The following is a 19122-nucleotide window of genomic DNA, read 5'->3' on the forward strand; positions in this document are numbered from 1 at the left end:
TATGGGATTGTCAGGGCGGCCGGGATATCATACATCGTACATCTGTAACATAGTCGCACAATGAATTGAAAGTCGCCCAGATGATTCCGGCGATATCGGGCAAGGGAGAGCAGATGAGTTACAGCTTCGAACAGCACAAGATTGTCGGCGCTATCGAGGCTGACGATCAGTTCTGGCGCAATCTCGAGGACGGCAAGTTCACCCTGCCACGCTGTTCCGGCTGCAAGGGCTGGACCTGGCCTGCCCATTTCCGCTGTGGCCATTGCGGATCATGGGATTTTGAGTGGGTCGAACTGGAGCCGGCAGGCAAAGTCTTTACCTATACTCGCTCGCGCTATGCCTTCGATCGTGTGCTGGAACGCAAGGACGACGTGCCTTATGTCAGCCTGGTCGTCGAAATCCCCGAGGCAGGCAATGCAAGGGTGATGGGGGTGCTGCAAGGCGACGAAAGCAAACTGAAGATAGGCGCCCATGTACGTGGCACGATCAATCCGCCCAGCCCCAAGAGCAAATTCTATCCATCCATCACTTGGGAAGTGGTGGACTGATCGCCACGAGCGAACCGGATACGGGCCGGCACAAGACAATGGCTGAAATGCAAGGGAGTGCGATCAAGTGAGCAAAATGCGTGGCGCGGCGGCGATCGTCGGCATTGGCCAGACCCCCTATTACAAGCGCGGAACCTCGCCGGAACCGGAACTGAAACTGGCCCTTCGCGCGATCACACAGGCCGCCGAAGATGCCGGCATCGACGTGCGCGACATCAATGGCTTTGTCTCTTATGCCTCCGAACGCAGCGACCCGGCCAAGCTGATGCCGGCGCTGGGCACACGCGAATGCAAATTCGCCTCACTTGTGTGGTTTCACGGCGGCGCACTGCCAGCAACGCTCAACATCGCGTCGGCAGCAATCATCTCGGGTCAGGCGGATATCGTGGCGGTCTACCGTTCCATGGCGGAGGGCAATGCCGGACGGCTGCGCGTGGTAGTTGCACAGGACGATACCTCGTCGCAATATCTTGTGAACGGGCTGGATTCGCCGGTGCAGATACTCGGGCTGCGCGCACAACGGCTTATGGAATATCACGGCGTACCACAATCCGCTCTTTTTGCGACCACCCAGGCGTCCTATTTTCACGCAAAGAACAATCCGCGCGCCTACGGTCGCAACATCGAGTTCAACCAGGAAGTCTACGATAACGCCCGGATGGTTTCCGAGCCCTATCGCCTGTTCGACTGCTCCCGCGAAAACGATGGCGCCGCCTGCATTCTGCTGGTCTCCGCCGAACGGGCCAAAGATTTGAAGCAGAAGCCGGCCTATGTTCTGTCTGCACCGATGGGCACGATGGAGGGCGGCGGCGCGCTGGAGGAGAATTGGCGGCCCTACTATGCCACTGCCGGGCAAGCTGAACTTGCCCGACGCCTCTGGCTGGAATCAGGATACGGACCAAAGGATGTGGACGTCGCGCAAGTCTATATGAACTGCAATTCCATGGGCATCGGGGCGATGATCGACCACGGTTTCTGCACATATGAGGAGGTGGGCGAATTCTGCACCTTCGAAAACCTCATCGCCCCCAGCGGGAGATTGCCGATCAACACCTCCGGCGGGGATCTGGCTGAGGGCTTCATTCACGGCATGGGTCTGATTCCGGAAGCGGTTCGACAAATTCGCGGCACCTCGACCAATCAGGTGCCTGATGCAAGGCTTTCGCTGGTGACAGGCGGACCTGGCGATTTGATGAGCGCCACTGCACTGCTGGGCGCCGAAGAAACGCTCTGATCCATTCAATATTCTGGAATTTTGGGAGCAAGAAACAAATGGCTTTTACGGTCAGCCGCGCGATCAAATGGTGGGCCTGGGACAAGCCCGATCGGGTCGCGCTGAACTACGAAGGCGAAATCGTCTCCTATGCGGACCTCTATGCCTGGGGCATCAGGATAGCAGCCTGGCTGCGCGAGCATGGCATTGGCCCACAGGATCGGGTGATGATGGTGGCGGAAAATTCGCTCGAATACGCCATGCTCCTGCTCGGCACCACGCTGGCGGGCGGCATCAGCGCGCCGGTCACCTTCCGCTCCAGCGAGCGCGAATTGGCTCATTCGATCAAGTTGCTTACCCCGACCCTGATTTTCACCGACCGCAGCCGCGAAGAGATCGTCAGCACAGCTCTGGGAGCCAAAGGTCAGGCCCGGATTCACCTCATGGAGATGGTACGCAGCTTGCGCGACGCGCCCGCGCCATCCCTGCTCCATGAAGCCAAGCCTGATGATCCGATGTTCATCATCGGCACCAGCGGTTCGACCGGAACACCGAAGGGTGTGGTCTACACCCAGGGTTCAACAATGGTCTATGCCGCCGAGTTCGCGATCATGGAACCTGCCACGGGCAATGGCGGTAGCGTGCTCGCCGCAGGGCCCTATTCGTCGGCTTCCGGAACGCTACTGCTGCATCAGTTCCTGTCCGTCGGCGCCACCATTTTCGCCGAAAATAAGTTCACGCCCGAACGGGCCCTGAAAATGCTGACCGAACACAAACTCACCACCTTTCTGGCCTCGACAATCTTCTACGAACGTATTGCCGCATTGCCAGAGTTCGAAAACGCAGACCTTTCCACCGTCAAATTCGCCCAGATCAGCGGGTCGCGCGTCAGCACCCAACTGCTGGCCCGTTATGCTGAAAAGGGTATCACCTTGCGCCAGGCCTATGGTTGTACCGAAGCCGGTGGAGCATGGGCAGCACGCAATGAAACCGCCTTCACCGATCCTGAGAAATGCGGTCCAGGAGCTTTGTTCACCGAATATGCGGTCCTCACACCGCAGGGTGAATTCGCGCCCGCCGGCGAAGCTGGCGAAATCCTGATTCGCAGCCCGGCTCTCGCTGCGGGCTATTGGGCCGATCCCGAACAAACGGCCAGAACATTCAGGGATGGCTGGCTTCATACTGGCGATCGCGGCGTGCAGGACGAACGCGGCAATCTCACCTTCATCGACCGTATAAAGGACATTATCATTTCCGGCGGTCTGAATGTCTCGGCGATGGAGGTTGAAAGCACGATCGCCGAAATCGACGGGGTAATCGAAGTGGTGGTTCTCGCCGCCAAGGACGCAGAATTCGGTGAAACTCCGTTGGCCGTGATCCATTCCGCTAATAGCAAGGTCGATGTCCGCGCCGTGCTGCATCACTGTCGCCAGACACTTTCCGCCTACAAAGTGCCGCGTTACGTGGTCTTTGAACCTACCCCGCTACCCCGCCTGCCCTCGGGCAAAATCGCGAAGGTTGCACTGCGCGACAAATACAAGGAAGCGCCTGCGTTCCTCGAGCGCGTCCGATAATCTGGCCGGATCGGTGGGGTGCCTGCATGGATTCTTCTACCGATCCGATCGGCCTCAATCGAGATCCACGATCCTTGCCTCGCGCGTAGTCAGATCCAGCATCGCATAACTGCGCACGAAACCCTGTTCGGTGGGACGCCCTTCACCCAGAGATCCAGGATTGACAATGAGTGTTGCCCCCACCTCGCGCACCACGGGTTGGTGGGTGTGGCCATAGAGTACGATGTCGAAACCAGGCTCAGCCATGCGATGGAAATCCCTGTGGCTCTGCGACACATAGGCATGACCTGAACGCCATGGCGTGGAATGGACGATCAGCACACGCCGACCGCCAAGCCAGGTTACGATCCGGGTCGGGCGAGCCGCCAGCCAATTCGCCAGATCGGTATCGACGCTCGCTGCACGCGGCCCATGTCCGGCAAAAAAAGCCTCCTCATGATTGCCGAGAATGGCCAACGCGTCATGCGAACGCAGCAATTCCACGGTATCGTTGGAAAAGCTTGCTTCGCTGATCGCATCGCCAAGACAGATCAATCGATCAATCGGTCCCATCGCCGTAATCGCCTGTCGAAGCGCGCGCGCCTGGCCATGGATATCGGAAACGATCCCGACCCGCATCAGCGCCGGTCAGCCTCAACTGGCCAGTTGGGCGGGATGCCCCGTAGCGGCCATCCATTCCGTAAGCTGCCCGTGCCCCACCCGCTCCGCCATGAACGCCGGGCCACCCCGCCAGAGGGGCCACAAGCCGGCACGAACCATGGCAAAATCGATATCCGAACTGCGCTTCGCCGCACCTTCATCCACAAGGACCGACGCTTCAGCCAACACCGGCCAGACCAAGCGCTGTTCCAGCCCGGCATCCACCACGCCACCCTCGGCAGCATCGGGAAGCAGTCCGCCCGCAAAACCGAAGGCCTTGCCCGTGGCGCGGATGTCGGCGGGGGCGACGCTATCGGCCAGCAGCGCCGAAATGGCTGCCTGCAACCCCGCAGCCAGCCGACCCAGCACCAGCCCCGGCACAGCCCCCACGAAAATGGCGGCCCAGCCCAGCTTGCGCGCGATCACCCCCGCCGCCAGTGCGGCGGCGGGCCGCGTTGCACCGCCAACCACGATTTCCGCCACACCCCGGGTATAAGACAACCCCACCACGGCCCCTGGGTCCGGCATTTTCATAGCCAGTGCGTCCAGTTTTTCCACCCGGTTGACGAGCACGATGGTCGCATCCCGCGACAATGTTTCCAGCGGCTGGCTGCCATCATTCGACATGGCCAGAATGATAGCCTGCGCCGCCCCATCCCCGATCAGTCCCTTTTGCTCCAGCAGAGGAGCATGAATCCAGTCACCGACCACTCCTACCGTTCCGATCGCTGGAGCCTTCTCCCTCTCGTGACCAGGGAATTTTGCTGCAGCACGTTCGGCAAAGAAAAGGTGGCGTTGGGCAGCCGATTCCGGGCTGGCGATCAAGAATCTCGAGATTTCCCTCTCTCGCTCGATTCCCATGTCGAACGGCAGGGTAATCGCAGCCTCGATGGCCTGCAGAACACCTTCTGCGGCTTTTACCCCGGCAAACAGTTCGGGGTGTGCTGCGCGGAACCCAACAAACACTGGCGTTGCCTGTTCCAACGTCAGATCGGTGGACAGATCCCGCAGGCGGCGAAGCGGAGCCTGTTTCGCCAACAGATCGCGCGCGAAGGCAATCGCCTGCGTTTCCAGTTCACCTTCCTCGACGATGGCATCGATCAGCCCTGTCGACAGCGCCTGCCTGGCATTCACATGCTGACCCAGCCCGATCATCTCCACAGCGGCAGCAACGCCGATCAATCGCGGCACACGCTGCGTCCCCCCGGCACCAGGCAGCAGCCCCAACGCAACCTCGGGAAGGCCGACTGTGGCAGAGGGCACCGCCACACGATAATGAGCCGCCAGCGCCAGTTCCAGACCGCCACCCAAAGCGGTGCCGTGCATCGCCGCAAGGATCAGCTTGGCCGAGTTTTCGAACTGGGTAATCACGTCGCCCAGCAGCGGGGGAAGTATTGGTTTGCCGATTTCGGTGACATCGGCACCTGCGAAAAAGGTTCGACCCGCACAAATCAGGACAAGCGCAGCAACGGAATCATCAGCCAGCGCGCGGGCCACACCTTCGCTCAGGGCCGTGCGCACAGCAAGCCCCAGCGCATTGACCGGCGGCGAATCGATCGTGAGCACGGCCACTCCGCTTTCAACCCGATAGGTGGCAACGCCCAGCTTCTCGCTCATGTCCGAATTTCCTTTCCCGTGAGGCACGGCCTACTTGACGAACTGTGGCAGGACAAGCCAAAAGTCCGATAGTGAACATAAGAGCGAATAACGCACTTCTGGATGCCTCTGAAAGGAACAACGCCATGAGCCTGCGTGCTGACATGAGATCGGGCCTTGCCCTCCCCGCCATTTGCGCGCCGATGATGCTGGTGTCCGGGCCCGAACTCGTTCTTGCCGCTTGCAAGGCCGGGCTGGCGGGAGCGCTGCCTTGGCACAATGCTCGTGGCATCGAGCAATTTTCCGGATGGCTCCGCCATATTCGCGAAGAACTGGGCGCTTGGCGTGAGATCAATCCTGCCGCGAAAATAGGCCCGGTAATGGTCAACATCACACTCAAACGCACGGCGGAGGAATTGGCGGAGGTGGTCGATCTGTGCATTGCCCATGGCATTCGCCATTTCATCACGGCGCTTGGCAATCCTGCTGAAGCGACGAAGCTGATCCATGACCGGGGCGGGATTATCCTGCATGACGTCACCAGCATCCGCTTCGCGGAAAAGGCTATTGCGTCAGGCGTCGATGGCCTGATCTGCATTGGCGGGGGGGGAGGAGGCCATTCAGGCACGCTCAATCCCTTTGCATTCATTCCCGCGGTGCGGTCCATCTTCGATGGCGTGATCGTCTTTGCCGGTTGTGTATCAAGTGGCTCGGCCATTCGCGCAGCCGAAGTGCTGGGGGCCGATCTGGCCTATCTTGGCACACGCTTCATCGCCGCACGGGAAGCGCGCGCGCCAGATGAATGGAAGGCCATGCTGGTGAGCGGCAACGATGCCGATCTCACCTACTCCCCCGCGATCACAGGCGTTCACGCCAATTGGCTGAACGCCTCGCTGAAGCGGGAGAACATCGTCATAGAAGACCTGCCCCCCGCTTTGCCAGCCTATCACCACCTGCCCGAGGATATCCGCCCCTGGCGCGACCTGTGGAGTGCGGGCCAGGGCATCAATCTGATCCATGACATTCCCGATGTCGCCACGCTGGTGGCACGGCTGCACCAGGAATATGCCGCCGCTTGCCACGCACCAGACCTGTTTCCTGATCCCGCCGGCTCGACGGTACAGCCTCAAACGGTTCCGGCCTGACCATGACAGAGATTGCCGACCTTCTCGCTGGTAGCGTTGAACCCCTCGTCATCGCTGATCGGGGCCGCATCCGCTTTCTCGTGCTCAACCGCCCTGCCGCGCGCAACGCGCTGACGCGCGCCATGCGCGCCGATTTCGCCCGGTTGCTGGCCGAGGCCGATGTCAGCGCCGATATCGATGCGCTGGTGCTGACAGGCGCCGGTGGCTGTTTCAGCGGCGGTGTCGATCTCAAGGACCGCATTCCCGGCGCGCCGCCGGTTGAACCCAATCCAGGGGTTGCCCTGCGCCGTCTGGCTAAACCGACGATTGCCGCGATTGACGGCCCTTGCATTACTGGCGCGTTGGAGATGGCCCTTTCCTGCGACATTGCCATCGCCACGCCAGAGGCCCGCTTTGCCGACACCCATTGCAAGGTTGGACTGTTTCCACGCTGGGGCGGGGGTACTTTGCTGACTTCGGCAATCGGAGTACGCCGCGCGCGGCAGATGATGCTGACCGGGGCGATGGTCGACGCATCGACGGCACTGGCCTGGGGCCTGATCAACGAACTCATCGCCACCCCTCAATTGCTGGACCGCGCTGCCGAGCTGGCGCGGGCCATGGCCGAACGGGCCTTGCTACAACCACTCTCGTTCGATCTGCACACGACCATGCTCGATCGCATGGCCGCCGCGGACGCCGCATCCCAAATCGAAACCGAAATGCTCGATCGTTTTGACCGGGCCAGGAAATTGCAAAACTGACAGCATCGAATCGGAGAGGATCACATCATGACCACCACAAGCTTTGCCCCAGCGTCCCCCCTCGCCCATCCCGACAAACTGTACATCGGCGGTAGTTGGGTACCGGCATCCAGCGGGCGGACGATCGAAGTCATCAATCCAGCCAGCGAAGGACTCTACACCACTGTCGCTGAAGCGAATGAGGTTGACGTCGCCCAAGCCATCGCCGCAGCCCGCGATGCTTTTGATCACGGTGGCTGGCCCTGGCTTACCCCGGCAGAACGTGCCCAGTGGTTGCGCAAGCTCGCCGATGCGATCGATGCCCGCGCGGATGACTTCGCCTCGGTCTGGTCCAGTGAAATGGGCGTCATCTTCAAGATGGCCAAAATGATGTCCGGTGGGCTCTCCTATACCTACCGCAGCTATGCTGACATCGTGGAACGCTTCCCCTTCGTGGAGGAGCATCCCACGGTGTCCGGCGCGAAACTGGGATTGCTGGTGCGTGAGCCCGTGGGCGTGGTCGGCGCGATCGTTCCCTGGAACGCCCCCGCCATGCTCGCCGCGCTGAAGGTCGCTCCGGCCCTCGCCGCCGGCTGTACCGTGGTGCTGAAAGCCTCGCCCGAGGCCCCGGGCCATGCCCTGCTCCTGGCCGAAGTGGCCGAAAGCATCGGACTGCCTGCCGGCGTGCTCAATGTCATTACCGCCGATCGGGCCGCTTCTGAAGTGCTGGTGCGCGATTCTCGTGTAGACAAGATCAGCTTCACCGGTTCCAGCACCGCCGGCTGCCGTATCGCCTCGATTCTGGGTGAGCGCATGGCGCGCTATACGCTTGAGCTGGGCGGCAAGTCCGCAGCCGTCATTCTCGACGATTATGACATCGAAACCGCTGCTGCCACACTGGCTCGCCGCGCGCCCGACATGACCGGCCAGGTCTGCGCGGCATTGACCCGAGTGATCGTCTCCCGGCACCGCCACGATGCCTTCCTTGAAGCCTTGAGCAGCGCTTTCGGCAAGGTAAGGCTGGGCGATCCCTTCGATCCGGAAACCCGCATGGGCCCGCTCGCCACCGCAAGGCAGCGCGAACGGGTGGAAGCCTACCTCGCCAGCGGCAGGGAATCAGGCGCGACGCTGGCCACGGGCGGCGGCCGACCTGCCGGTATCGAACGGGGATGGTTCATCGAACCCACCGTGTTCGGCAATGTCGATCCTTCGGCCCGCATCGCCCAGGAGGAAATCTTCGGCCCTGTGCTATCCGTCATCCCCGCACAAGACGAAGCCGAGGCGGTACGGATCGCCAATGATACGATCTTTGGCCTCAACAACGCCGTTTTCACCAATGACGTAGACCGCGCCTATGCCGTGGCCCGGCAATTGCGTTCGGGCACGGTGGGCCACAACGGGTTGCAAATGGATTTCACCATCGCCTTTGGCGGCTTCAAGATGTCAGGCGTGGGACGTGAGGGCGGCGTGGAAGGGCTAAAGCCCTATCTCGAAAGCAAGACGGTTTTGCTTCAGGGCCGCCCCAACGGACTCTCTTCCTCAACTTTGGGAGCCTGACGCCATGGCCGACTTTGACTACATTATCGTCGGCGCCGGCTCGGCCGGCTGCGTACTCGCCTCCCGGTTGAGCGAGGATCCCAAGGTGAGCGTGCTGTTGCTGGAGGCCGGCGGCAGCGATGCCAATCCCTTCATCACCATGCCGCGCGGGCTGGCCAAGGTGATGTCGAACCCGCGTTACATCTGGCCTTTCGCCACCCGGCCGGAAGAACGGTCGAACAATGTTGCCGAAATCTGGGCGCGGGGCCGTACGCTCGGAGGATCCAGTTCCGTCAACGGCATGGTTTATGTGCGCGGCGCGGCCGCAGATTTCAACAGCCTTGCAGCCGTGAGCAGCGACGACTGGGGCTGGACGCATATCGGACGCGCTTATGCCGAAATGGAGGCGCATGAACTGGGCCCTGCATCAACGCGCGGCGCAAACGGGCCGCTCAAAGTCACGCTTCCAGAATCCCGCAATACACTCACTGAAGCGGTGATTGCCGCCGGCGCGGCGGCCGGGCTCACCCCGCTGGAAGACATCAATGACCCCGATGACCGTGAGCGCATCGGATATGCCCCGCGCACGATCTACAAGGGCCGACGGCAAAGCGCGGCAACAGCCTTTCTCCACCCCGCCATGAAGCGCCCCAACCTCACGGTCCAAACCGGCGTGGTGATCGACCGGATCGATTTTGACGGTACGCGCGCGACGGGAGTTTCCGGCATGCGCGGCGGAGACAAGATACGCTATCGGGCAAACCGCGAAGTGATCCTGAGCGCGGGTGCCCATGCCTCACCCGCGATTCTGCAACGCTCGGGAGTCGGCCCAGCCAGTCATCTCGCGGGCCTTGGCATTCCGGTTGTCGCAGACCACCCCAGTGTCGGCGCCGGCCTGTTCGAACATCGCGGCGTCGTGATGCAATGGCGCGTACCGGATGAATTCTCCGAAAATCGGGAACTCGGCGGGCTTGGGCTTCTCAAAAGCGTCGCGCGTTATTTTCTGATGCACAAGGGTCCTATGGCATCCGGGGCCTATGACCTTGTCGCCTATGTGAAATCCGATCCCACACTGGAGCGCCCCGACCTCCAACTGCTGATTTCTCCCTATTCGATGGACTTCAATGCGGTTCCCATAGCCATCGAGCACCACGGAGGGCTCAACATCTGCGTCTATCGCATTCGCCCCGAATCGCGCGGCTCAGTCACAATCTCTTCGCGGGACGCGGAGGCCCTGCCGCTGATCGTGCCCAATTATGGCGCGACGGCAGGGGATCGCGAAATCATCCCCGTGATGATGAAATATGTTCGGGATTTCGTATCGCGATCGCCGCTCTCCGAACTGATCCTGGAAGAAACCCGCCCTGGGCCCCAATTCGCCAGCGATGGAGAATTGGATCAGGCTTGGCTGCGATATGGTTATGCGAACTACCATTCCAGCGGAACCTGCCGCATGGGCCAGGACGCGGCCTCAGTCGTGGATCCGGAATGCCGGGTGCGAGGGGTCGAGGGGGTGCGCGTAATCGACTCCTCCATCTTCCCTTTTATGCTGGCGGGCAACACCAACGCCCCCGTGATGGCCATCGCCTGGCGCGCGGCCGAGCTTGTCAAGCGAGGCTGAAAACTTGGGAAATTGCGAATGCCGATTTACAGAGCCGGAAAAATGTTCAATAATCGCACAACTCTTACACTTTGAGGCTTCTAAATGGCATCCAGCGCGAAGACATCGACAACCGGACAGAAACAAGGGGCGCCTTTGCGCGACGTTGACCGAATGGGCGGATTTGCAAAGGGGCTTTCCGTCATTGAGGCCTTTGCCGTGGGCCAGAACCGGCTGACAATCGCCGAGGTCGCCCGCCTCTCAAATCTGGATCGTGCCTCGGCCCGGCGTTGCCTGCTGACGCTGGTGGAAAAAGGCTATGCCTCCACCGATGATCGCTATTTTGAGTTGACCCCGCGCATCCTGCGCTTGGGCCATTCCTACCTGGCCGCATCCATGCCTCGGCTGATTCGGCCATCCTTGACCGAACTGGCCGACAAGCTGCATGAATCCTGCTCCGCCGCCGTGCTGGATGGAACCGAGGTTGTTTACATTGCCCGGGCTTCTCATCACCGGATGGTCGGTGCGGGGTTGCATCCAGGCAGCCGCTTGCCGTCCTATTGCACCTCGCTTGGCCGCGTGATGCTCGCGGCGCTGCCGGAAGACCAGGCTCGCGAGATTCTGAAGTCCAGCAACCGCATCCAGTTGACCGACCGCACGCTGACTGAGGTCAAGGCGCTGATGGGCGAACTGGCAAAAGTTCGTGTTCAGGGCTATTCCTATATCGATCAGGAGGTGGAAACGAACTCCCGCTCAATCGCAGTGCCGATCAAAAACTTTTCTGGCGAGGTCGTCGCGGCGGTGACGGTGGGGATGCATGTTTCTCGCAGTTCCCCCGAACGGATCGAGAATGACATCTTGCCTGCCATGCTGGAAATGCAGGAGCAGTTGACCCAGGTCCTTCTTTGAGCGCCGGGCTTCGTTACCGAAGCCCGGCAGCCTTTCCATCAGGCCGGGACAAGAAGCAACGGCAGTGACACGATACCTTGGTTAAGCCCATGCGAATAAAGCACGGGCTGGCTTTCATCCAGAGCTATGTGTTTATAACGCTTCAGCATTTCTTCAAGCGCCAGACGCATTTCCAGTTTGGCGATAAAGGAGCCGACGCAGCGGTGGTTCCCCGCGCCGAAACCGACATGGACATTGGGCTTGCGATCGAGCAGTATCCTGTCGGGTTCGGAAAATTTCGCGGGGTCGCGATTTGCCGCTCCGAAACAGACCAGCACCTGGTCTCCGGCCTGAAGCTGGGTACCACCAAGTTCGATATCCTGCGTCACTTCGCGTCGCAGATAGGTCGCAGGTGAGGAAAAACGCACGGCATCCTCGCTCATCGAATCGATGAGCTCTGGATGCTCGCGCAGTCGCTCGAAATCCTCCGGATGCTGCGCCAGCCACCAAACAGCCGCCGCAAGCGCCATCGACGCCGTATCGAATCCACCAACCAGAAACAGGCGGAACATCGAGATCTGTTCGTCCACCGTCAGCGGTTCGCCGAATTTCTTGCCAAGAAGCACGGAAGAAACCACATCCGCATCCGGATCAGTGACCACATCCTTTCGGCTTTCCACGATGCTGCGGGCATATTGGGTCAGCCGATCGGCGGCACCCGTACGCACACCAGTGGCCACCTCTTCATGCAATTCATCCACCAAAGGCTCGAGAATCAGCCCGTCTTCCTGCGGCAATCCCAGGAAATCCAGCGCCACATGAACCGGAAGCGAGCGGGCAAAGGCACGGAAGAATTCCACCTTCTCCTCGCCCTGGAACGCATCAAGCAGCTTCGTCACCCAGTTACGCACCTGATCTTCCATCAAACGCACACGCGCAGGCGTCATCAGCGGCACCAGCAGGTTGCGATATTCAGCATGTGCCGGCGGGTCGACCTCGGCCGGCACATGCGCGCTTCGCACCTTGGCCGGGGGCAGCGTAATGCCGTGCGCGGAAGAAAACAGCGTGGGATTGGTCAGCACCTTCAGCACGTCGGCATAGCGGGTGACATAATAAAAACCGCCATATTCGGGGTTGTATGTCAGGCCGGGACGCTCACGCATTTCAGCCCATATGGCCTCGGCGCCTACCCGGCTGTTCCGGGCATGGGGGTCTAGAAGGGTCTGCTGATCGATCACGATTTTCGAATCCTCTCTGTCGGGCAAAACACCCTTAAAATGTGCGATTATCGCTCGCCTGTTACATATTATAATAGAGAGCGGCTTTACGCCAGTCTTTCCCTATGCTCCAAGATGAATTTCGATCCGGCGCATAACCGGCCAAACAGGGAGCAAAAATGGAACAGCGTCTGATCGGCCGCACCGGCCTGCAATGTTCGGTTATCGGCCTTGGCACAATGACGTTCAACGACTCGGACGATACGAGATACGGCGCGTTCGGCCAGACCGGCCAAGCTGAAGCTGGCAGGTTGGTAAGCCTTGCCATCGACCATGGCGTAACCCTGTTCGATACCTCAGATAACTATGCCAACGGTCGCTCCGAGGAAATCCTTGGCCAGGCTCTGGGGCCGAAACGCAAGGACATTGTACTGACGACCAAAGCTTTCGGCCGTACTGGTCGAGGTGCGCACGATATCGGTCTGTCTCGCCGCCATTTGATAGCGGCTTGCGAGGCCAGCCTGAAGCGGTTGGGAACCGACTGGATCGACCTGTACCAGATACACAATCACGACGCGCTGGTGCCGATGGAAGAAACGCTGCGAGCGCTGGACGATCTCGTGCGCTCCGGCAAGGTGCGTTATATCGGCTGCTCCAACCATTATGCCTGGCAAATGACCAAGGCGCTGGGCATTTCCGCAAGGCTAGGACTCCATGCCCATATCAGCCAACAGATCCTCTATTCGCTGCTTTACCGCCATGCAGAACATGAATTGATCCCTGCCGCGATGGATCAAGGGGTCGGTTCACTGATCTATAGCCCACTGGCGCAAGGCTATCTCACCGGGAAGTTCACCGAGCGAGAAAAGGAGGGGCGACTGGTGGCAACCAATCAGCTTGCCGGCGTCGATACCGAAAAGGCGCGTGCCATCGTCTCCGTATTGGACACTATCTCTCGCGAGGGAGATGTGCCACGCACCCTTGGGCAGCTTGCCTTGCGTTGGCTGATTGATCGGCCCGGAGTGACCTCGGTGATTGTCGGCGCGCGCGATGAAGCGCAACTCGCCGACAATCTCGGAGCGGCCCGCATCGCCCTTTCGGTGGACGAAACCAACCGTCTGGATACTGCCAGCGTATTGGCGGCCTGGTACCCGCAGACGGCACAGCGCATTTTTCACCGCGAGCGTAATCCCCGCGAGGAATGAGGGCCGTACCTACTTAGTCCTCAGGCGCGATCGTCACCTTCAGTCCGTCCACTTCGTCGGAGAAGGATATCTGGCAAGCCAGCCGCGATCGTTCATCACGATGGTCGGAAGAGTCGAGCAGGTCGCTTTCATCCTCGCTGATCGGCGCCAACCGGTCGGCAAAGGCCGGATCGACATAGACATGGCAGGTTGCACAGGAGCAGCAGCCGCCACACAGGGCCAGCATCTCGTCGATGCCGTTATCCCGGATGGTCTCCATGATCGAGACACCGGGCTTGCCCGTGATGGTGACTTCAGTTCCGTCGCGACGGGTAACAATCAGATTTGCCATTTAGCTTCCCTTGAAATCGGGCGTGCGCTTTTCGAGAAATGCGCGTGCGCCTTCCTTGTGGTCGTCGGTAAAAAGGGTCAATTGGTCGTAGGCGAGCGAGGCTTCGAACGCGCCCGCAGTCATCTGCTTGATCAGGAGATTGACTGACATCTTGCCATAAGCGATCGCCAGCGGCGCCCCCTTGGCAAGGCGCTTGGCGTAACCATCGACGAAAGCATCGAGTTCGGCATCCGGCACGCAATAGTTGATCAGCCCGATCGCCGCGGCTTTGCTCGCCTCGATCGCCTCGCCGAGCATCAGATATTCCTTGGCCCTGTGAAAGCCCAGCAGCAGCGGAAAGAATGCAACCCCCCCATCGCCCGGCGCGATCCCGTGCCGAACGTGCGAATCGCAGAATTTCGCGCCCTCTGCCGCGATCACCATATCGCAGGCCAGCGCGATATTGACGCCTACCCCATAGGCCGGCCCACGGACCTTGGCGATGATCGGCTTTTCGGCGTCGAGCATGCTCCAGAACAGCTTGCGCGCGCTGCGGGTCGGCGGGCGGCCCTTGCGCCCGGATTCATTGTCGGCATTCTGCACGGAAAGATCTGTGCCGGCACAAAAAGCGTCGCCCTCACCGGTGAGGATCGAGACGAGAATATCATCATCCTGGTCGATTTCGTCCCAGATGCGTTCAATTTCCCGGTGCATTGGCCGCGAAACGGCATTCTTGCGACGGGGATTGTTAAGAGTGAGCGTAGCTATGCCATCATCGCTTTTGGCGATCTTGATCCATTCATAGCGTGAAGGGTCGATTGCCGGCACGGATATGTTCCTTCCTGATTGTCGAGCCTGCCAAATGGCCTGTATGTCGAACTGCGCCGAAGGGATCAGCGCGCGAAAACCATGGGCAGGCTACTGATGCCCTGCCCCAGCCCGGTGGTATATTGAATTTCCGCCGGGTCACCGACCCGAAAACTGGTGAAGCGTGCCAGGATCTCCTCCACGGCCAGACGGAGCTGGGTTTTGGCGATGAAGGAGCCGATGCAGCGGTGACGCCCGGCGCCGAAGCCCACATGAGGATTGGGCTTGCGATCGGCCACTACCGCTTCGGGGCATTCGAACTTACGCGGATCGTGATTGGCCGCGCCATAGGCCACCAGCACAGAATCACCTCGTTTCAGCGAGGTTCCGCCCAGCACGGTGTCCCCCATCACTTCCCGCCTGAGATAGGTCGAGGGGGAAATCAGACGGACGATCTCCTCGCCGGCAGTATCGATCAGCTTGGGATCCGATCGCAGTCGCTCCACTTCAGCAGGATTCATCGCCAGCCAATACATCATCGAAGCCAAGGCTGAGGAAGTGGTGTCGAAGCCGCCAACCAGGATCAGCCGGACCATCGACATCTGCTCTTCGTCCGTGAGCGATCGACCGAAGACCTGTCCATGCAGGATTGAAGCAACCAGATCCTCATCGCCCGTCAACGCTTCGCTCCGCCGCCGTTCAAGCACGCTTTCGGCATAGGATTTCAGCCGGGCTCCAGCCCCGGTGACGACACCTGTTGCCACTTCGCGATGGAGATCTCCCACCAGTTGCTCCAAGTCCGGTGCGTCGCTCGCGGGCAAGCGCAGTAAATCGAGCGCGACCAGGATCGGCAGCGGACGGGCGAAGACCCGCACGAAATCCACGGTCTCCCCCAGCGGGATTCCGTCGAGCAGCCCTGCTGCCATCTTCCGCACGAAGGGCTCGCGCTGGCGCGCCGCTTCAACAGTGGTGAATTGCATCATCAGGGCGCGGTACTCGCCATGAGCGGGCGGATCGACCTCGGCCGGAATATGGTAACTGCGCACAGCATCGGGCGGCGGAAGGGTAATTCCCTTGCTGGAACCGAATATCTTCGGGTTCATCAGCACCGTCATAACGTCTTCATAGCGCGCGGCGACGTAGAACCCGCCGTAACGACCATTGTGATAGAGGCCGGGCATGTCGCGCATCCGCTGCCAGGCATATTCCGCGCCGAGACGAGCGTCGGGTTGGTGGATATCGAATTCATCCAGCGCGTTCGATGTGCCTGCCGCTATCATTATTCGCCAATCCCAAAGTTCGATATACGACCGAACGTATCTTATACGCACATAAAGCCGATTAAGGCGTATCCTGTCAAGCAAATCGGGCTGACCTGCGGCGATCCGTAACGCTTGATACAAACTGCACATTGGTTGATTATCGCTCTAATGTTCTATAACGAATCAAATAGCGACTAATGGGCAAAAACCGGATCGTACCGGCGCCGCGATAACGAGAGGATATCATCCCTATGAGCGATGCCGGGCATGGCACAGGCCAGAGAGAAGATATGCCACCTGCCTGGAGAAACTGGCTGATCGCGATTCTGCTCGCCGCCTGCTACGCCCTTGCCTATCTTGATCGACAGGTAATCAGCCTATTGATCAAACCCATCAAGGCAACGCTGGGTATCACCGATACTCAATTCGGGCTCCTGCATGGGATCAGTTTCTCGCTGTTCTATGTCAGTGCTGCTTATCCGCTTGCCTGGCTGGCCGACCGAACCCGCCGCTCCCGCGTGATGGCCGCCTGCGTCGCGGGGTGGAGCGCGATGACCATGGGCAGCGGGATGGCAAATTCCTTCTTCCAGTTGCTACTCGCCCGCATAGGCGTAGCGATCGGCGAGGCCGGACTTACACCAGCCGCGCAAGCAACCCTATCCGATCGCTTCGATCGACGGTCACTGGCGCTGGCAACTTCGCTGTTCATGCTGGCACCCTTTGTCGGAGGAGGGCTGGCATTATCGCTGGGTGCATGGTTATACGGCTGGGCTCAGCACTTGGGTTCTGCCTCCTTGTTGATACAACTGGGCTTGAAGGACTGGCAGATCGTCTTTTTGGTGATCGGCGCCTTCGGGCTCATTCCTGCCGCACTGCTGCTGCTGATTGTCGATCATGCGCAGAACAAGCCTCACGCTTCCCGGCCCCGCAACAATGGCGAGGTATTCAAACTGTTTCTGCGCGAATGGAAGATATTCATTCTCTATCCGGTTGCCATGGCAGTGGTGATGGTCGTGCTCGCAAGCTATGTTACCTGGTTACCAGCGGCAATCATGCGTTCCAAGTCGATCAGCGAAGCGCGGGTCGGGGTCTTGTTTGGCCCGGTTTATACTTTCTCGGGCGTAGCAGGAACATTAGGAGCGGGATTTTATGTCATGTGGCGCTCGGGCGATAATCCTGTGCGGGTGGTTCTGCGGATGATGCTGATGGCCCTGCTGCTGCTGTGGCCACTGTCCATATTCGCATTTCTCACCTCATCGTTGACGGCTCAATTGGTCATGATGGGCCTTGCCCTGTTCCTGATCAGTTCAGTTACCAGCCTATCGCCGCTGAGCTTCCAATTCATGACCCCACGCCATTTGCGCGCCCAGGCGATCGCCCTTATGGCGATGGTTGCAGCTTTGGTGGGAACCGGGCTGGGCCCCGTACTGGCCGGCGTGCTGAGCGACCGGCTTCACGGCGTGGAGCAACCGCTATCGATCGCCTTGGCGCTGATCGGCGGAATTTTCGTTCCGATCGCTCTACTGCTGCTATGGATTGTGCTTGGGGAGCACGAACGCCGCCGACTCGATTTCGAACACGCCGTGCATCATTCCTGAGAATGTACGGATTTCCAGCCGGAAGAATGAGACCTTGAGCAATTGAATCCCACTTAACTCCACAGGTCTCATTGCGCAGTCAGACCACCGTCTACTGCTAGCTCGCTCCCGGTAATGTAACTGGCGTCTTCGGAAAGCAGGAATGCTATCGCCGCGCCCAATTCTGCAGGTGCGGCAACCCGGCCCAGCGGAATCGACGCAGCGATCGCTGCCGATTGCGCAGGATCGGATTTGCGCACGTTGATCTGGATATCGGTTTCGGTCACACCTGGATGGACCGAATTGACACGAATCCCGTCCAGCCCAGCCTCAAGTGCCAACGTTTTGGTCATCAATCGCACACCCCCCTTGGTCGCGGAATAGGCAGAGGTCCTCCGCATACCGACAAGGCCCGCCACAGAAGAGACGTTGACAATCGCCCCGCCCCGCCCCTGCGCTCGCATATGCGCGATAGCGGCACGACACCCCAGAAAAGTGCCCGTGAGGTTGATAGATATCTGCTTGTTCCATTCATCGAGGCCAACCTCCTCGATCCCATGCAGGAGCGAAATGCCGGCATTGTTCACCAATCCGTCCAGTCCACCAAAGCGAGCGACCACTTGCGCCACCACATCCGCCCATTGCTGCTCGCTCGTAACATCTTGCATCAGCCCCAGAGCCTCGCTCCCCTCTACACGCAATTCCGTTGCCCGCTGCTCCGCTTCCACGCCGTCAATATCGGTGATCACCACCTTTGCACCTTCGGCCGCCAGCCGCCGGGCGGCGGCATAACCGATGCCGTTGAGCGATGCTCCGCCGGTGACCAATACGGTTTTACCAAGGAAGCGGGTGACAGACTGCGACATGACGAAATATCCCGAAAACAGAGAGCGGCCCCGCACGGATGCAGGGCCGCCGCGCATTAAGACCAGTGATCCAAAGTCAGATAGTCAAGGCTCCGCGCCGATACGCACCTTTGCGCCATCCAGCGCATCAGTGAAAAGCACCTGACAGGCCAGCCGCGACTCTGGCTGGCGATCAACTACGATCTCCAGCAAGTCCAGTTCACACTCGTGGGGCGGCTCAAGCTTTCTCGAAGTTTCAGGATCAAATATTACGTGGCAAGTTCCACAAGAACAACTTCCACCACAATTGGTGATTCCATGGACTTCATCGATACCGGCATCAAGGATCACGTCCTTCACGGTTAGCCCTGGCTTTCCGCCTACTTCGCGAACCTCTCCGTCACGCAAAGTAACAAACATTTTCAGCATGATCTGTTT

18 protein-coding genes are annotated in these 19122 nt (G+C 59.9%); 10 read left to right on the top strand and 8 right to left on the bottom strand.

All coding sequences use genetic code 11. The features are described 5' to 3' along the window. Positions 1-113 precede the first annotated feature (113 nt). The 3 genes from C8K14_RS01915 (at position 114) to C8K14_RS01925 (ending at position 3335) form a co-directional block, all read left to right on the top strand. Positions 114-548 carry a Zn-ribbon domain-containing OB-fold protein gene (locus C8K14_RS01915; protein WP_158271852.1) on the top strand — a complete coding sequence of 145 codons (435 nt, stop codon included), beginning with the start codon at positions 114-116 and terminating at the stop codon, positions 546-548. A 76-nt stretch (positions 549-624) separates the two neighbouring features. After that, positions 625-1782 carry a transporter gene (locus C8K14_RS01920; RefSeq protein ID WP_107715515.1) on the top strand — a complete coding sequence of 386 codons (1158 nt, stop codon included), beginning with the start codon at positions 625-627 and terminating at the stop codon, positions 1780-1782. Between the two features lie 38 nt (positions 1783-1820). After that, the gene (locus C8K14_RS01925; RefSeq protein ID WP_107715516.1) at positions 1821-3335 is read left to right on the top strand and encodes a class I adenylate-forming enzyme family protein; all 1515 of its coding nucleotides are present in this window, start codon (positions 1821-1823) and stop codon (positions 3333-3335) included. Between the two features lie 54 nt (positions 3336-3389). Here C8K14_RS01925 and C8K14_RS01930 read toward each other — a convergent pair whose 3' ends face one another. Both C8K14_RS01930 and C8K14_RS01935 read right to left on the bottom strand, forming a co-directional pair. Then, a complete protein-coding gene (locus tag C8K14_RS01930; protein ID WP_107715517.1) occupies positions 3390-3953 on the bottom strand; it encodes a metallophosphoesterase in 564 nt (187 codons plus the stop codon). A gap of 15 nt (positions 3954-3968) precedes the next feature. After that, on the bottom strand, positions 3969-5591 hold the full coding sequence (locus C8K14_RS01935; RefSeq protein WP_107715518.1) for an enoyl-CoA hydratase/isomerase family protein: 1623 nt from the start codon (positions 5589-5591) through the stop codon (positions 3969-3971). Positions 5592-5662: 71 nt separating this feature from the next. Between C8K14_RS01935 and C8K14_RS01940 the strand changes: the two genes are divergently transcribed. The 5 genes from C8K14_RS01940 to C8K14_RS01960 all read left to right on the top strand — a co-directional run bounded on the left by C8K14_RS01940 (position 5663) and on the right by C8K14_RS01960 (position 11482). Beyond that, entirely contained in the window at positions 5663-6715 is a 1053-nt protein-coding gene (locus C8K14_RS01940; RefSeq protein WP_233250860.1) for a nitronate monooxygenase family protein, read from the top strand. Between the two features lie 2 nt (positions 6716-6717). Further along, positions 6718-7458, top strand: coding sequence for an enoyl-CoA hydratase-related protein (locus C8K14_RS01945; RefSeq protein WP_107715520.1), 741 nt, complete (start codon positions 6718-6720; stop codon positions 7456-7458). 27 nt (positions 7459-7485) lie between these two features. Beyond that, complete coding sequence (locus tag C8K14_RS01950) at positions 7486-8994, top strand: aldehyde dehydrogenase (RefSeq protein ID WP_107715521.1); 1509 nt, start codon at positions 7486-7488, stop codon at positions 8992-8994. Positions 8995-8998: 4 nt separating this feature from the next. Then, a complete protein-coding gene (locus C8K14_RS01955) occupies positions 8999-10594 on the top strand; it encodes a GMC family oxidoreductase (protein WP_107715522.1) in 1596 nt (531 codons plus the stop codon). 153 nt (positions 10595-10747) lie between these two features. Further along, positions 10748-11482: an IclR family transcriptional regulator C-terminal domain-containing protein gene (locus C8K14_RS01960; RefSeq protein WP_199223659.1), complete on the top strand. Its 735-nt coding sequence runs from the start codon at positions 10748-10750 to the stop codon at positions 11480-11482. Between the two features lie 38 nt (positions 11483-11520). On the opposite strand, the gene C8K14_RS01965 is transcribed toward C8K14_RS01960, so the two are convergent. Beyond that, positions 11521-12699, bottom strand: a complete 1179-nt coding sequence (locus C8K14_RS01965) for a cytochrome P450 (RefSeq protein ID WP_133726743.1) — start codon at positions 12697-12699, stop codon at positions 11521-11523. A gap of 158 nt (positions 12700-12857) precedes the next feature. On the opposite strand from C8K14_RS01965, the gene C8K14_RS01970 reads away from it, so the two are divergent. Beyond that, positions 12858-13883 carry an aldo/keto reductase gene (locus C8K14_RS01970; protein ID WP_107715525.1) on the top strand — a complete coding sequence of 342 codons (1026 nt, stop codon included), beginning with the start codon at positions 12858-12860 and terminating at the stop codon, positions 13881-13883. Positions 13884-13896: 13 nt separating this feature from the next. Here the strand turns inward: C8K14_RS01970 and C8K14_RS01975 are convergent, their stop codons facing one another. The 3 genes from C8K14_RS01975 to C8K14_RS01985 all read right to left on the bottom strand — a co-directional run bounded on the left by C8K14_RS01975 (position 13897) and on the right by C8K14_RS01985 (position 16280). Beyond that, positions 13897-14214: a 2Fe-2S iron-sulfur cluster-binding protein gene (locus C8K14_RS01975; RefSeq protein WP_107715526.1), complete on the bottom strand. Its 318-nt coding sequence runs from the start codon at positions 14212-14214 to the stop codon at positions 13897-13899. Further along, positions 14215-15021 carry an enoyl-CoA hydratase/isomerase family protein gene (locus C8K14_RS01980; protein ID WP_107715527.1) on the bottom strand — a complete coding sequence of 269 codons (807 nt, stop codon included), beginning with the start codon at positions 15019-15021 and terminating at the stop codon, positions 14215-14217. A 65-nt stretch (positions 15022-15086) separates the two neighbouring features. Next, positions 15087-16280, bottom strand: coding sequence for a cytochrome P450 (locus C8K14_RS01985; RefSeq protein ID WP_158271853.1), 1194 nt, complete (start codon positions 16278-16280; stop codon positions 15087-15089). A 233-nt stretch (positions 16281-16513) separates the two neighbouring features. Between C8K14_RS01985 and C8K14_RS01990 the strand changes: the two genes are divergently transcribed. Further along, positions 16514-17860 carry an MFS transporter gene (locus C8K14_RS01990; protein WP_107715529.1) on the top strand — a complete coding sequence of 449 codons (1347 nt, stop codon included), beginning with the start codon at positions 16514-16516 and terminating at the stop codon, positions 17858-17860. A 68-nt stretch (positions 17861-17928) separates the two neighbouring features. On the opposite strand, the gene C8K14_RS01995 is transcribed toward C8K14_RS01990, so the two are convergent. Together C8K14_RS01995 and C8K14_RS02000 are read right to left on the bottom strand one after the other, a co-directional pair. Next, positions 17929-18705: an SDR family NAD(P)-dependent oxidoreductase gene (locus tag C8K14_RS01995; RefSeq protein WP_107715530.1), complete on the bottom strand. Its 777-nt coding sequence runs from the start codon at positions 18703-18705 to the stop codon at positions 17929-17931. Between the two features lie 84 nt (positions 18706-18789). After that, entirely contained in the window at positions 18790-19113 is a 324-nt protein-coding gene (locus tag C8K14_RS02000; protein ID WP_107715531.1) for a 2Fe-2S iron-sulfur cluster-binding protein, read from the bottom strand. Positions 19114-19122 lie beyond the last annotated feature (9 nt).

The sequence above is a fragment of the Novosphingobium sp. GV079 genome, assembly GCF_003058045.1.
In the GTDB taxonomy this organism is placed as follows: Bacteria; Pseudomonadota; Alphaproteobacteria; order Sphingomonadales; family Sphingomonadaceae; genus Novosphingobium; species Novosphingobium capsulatum.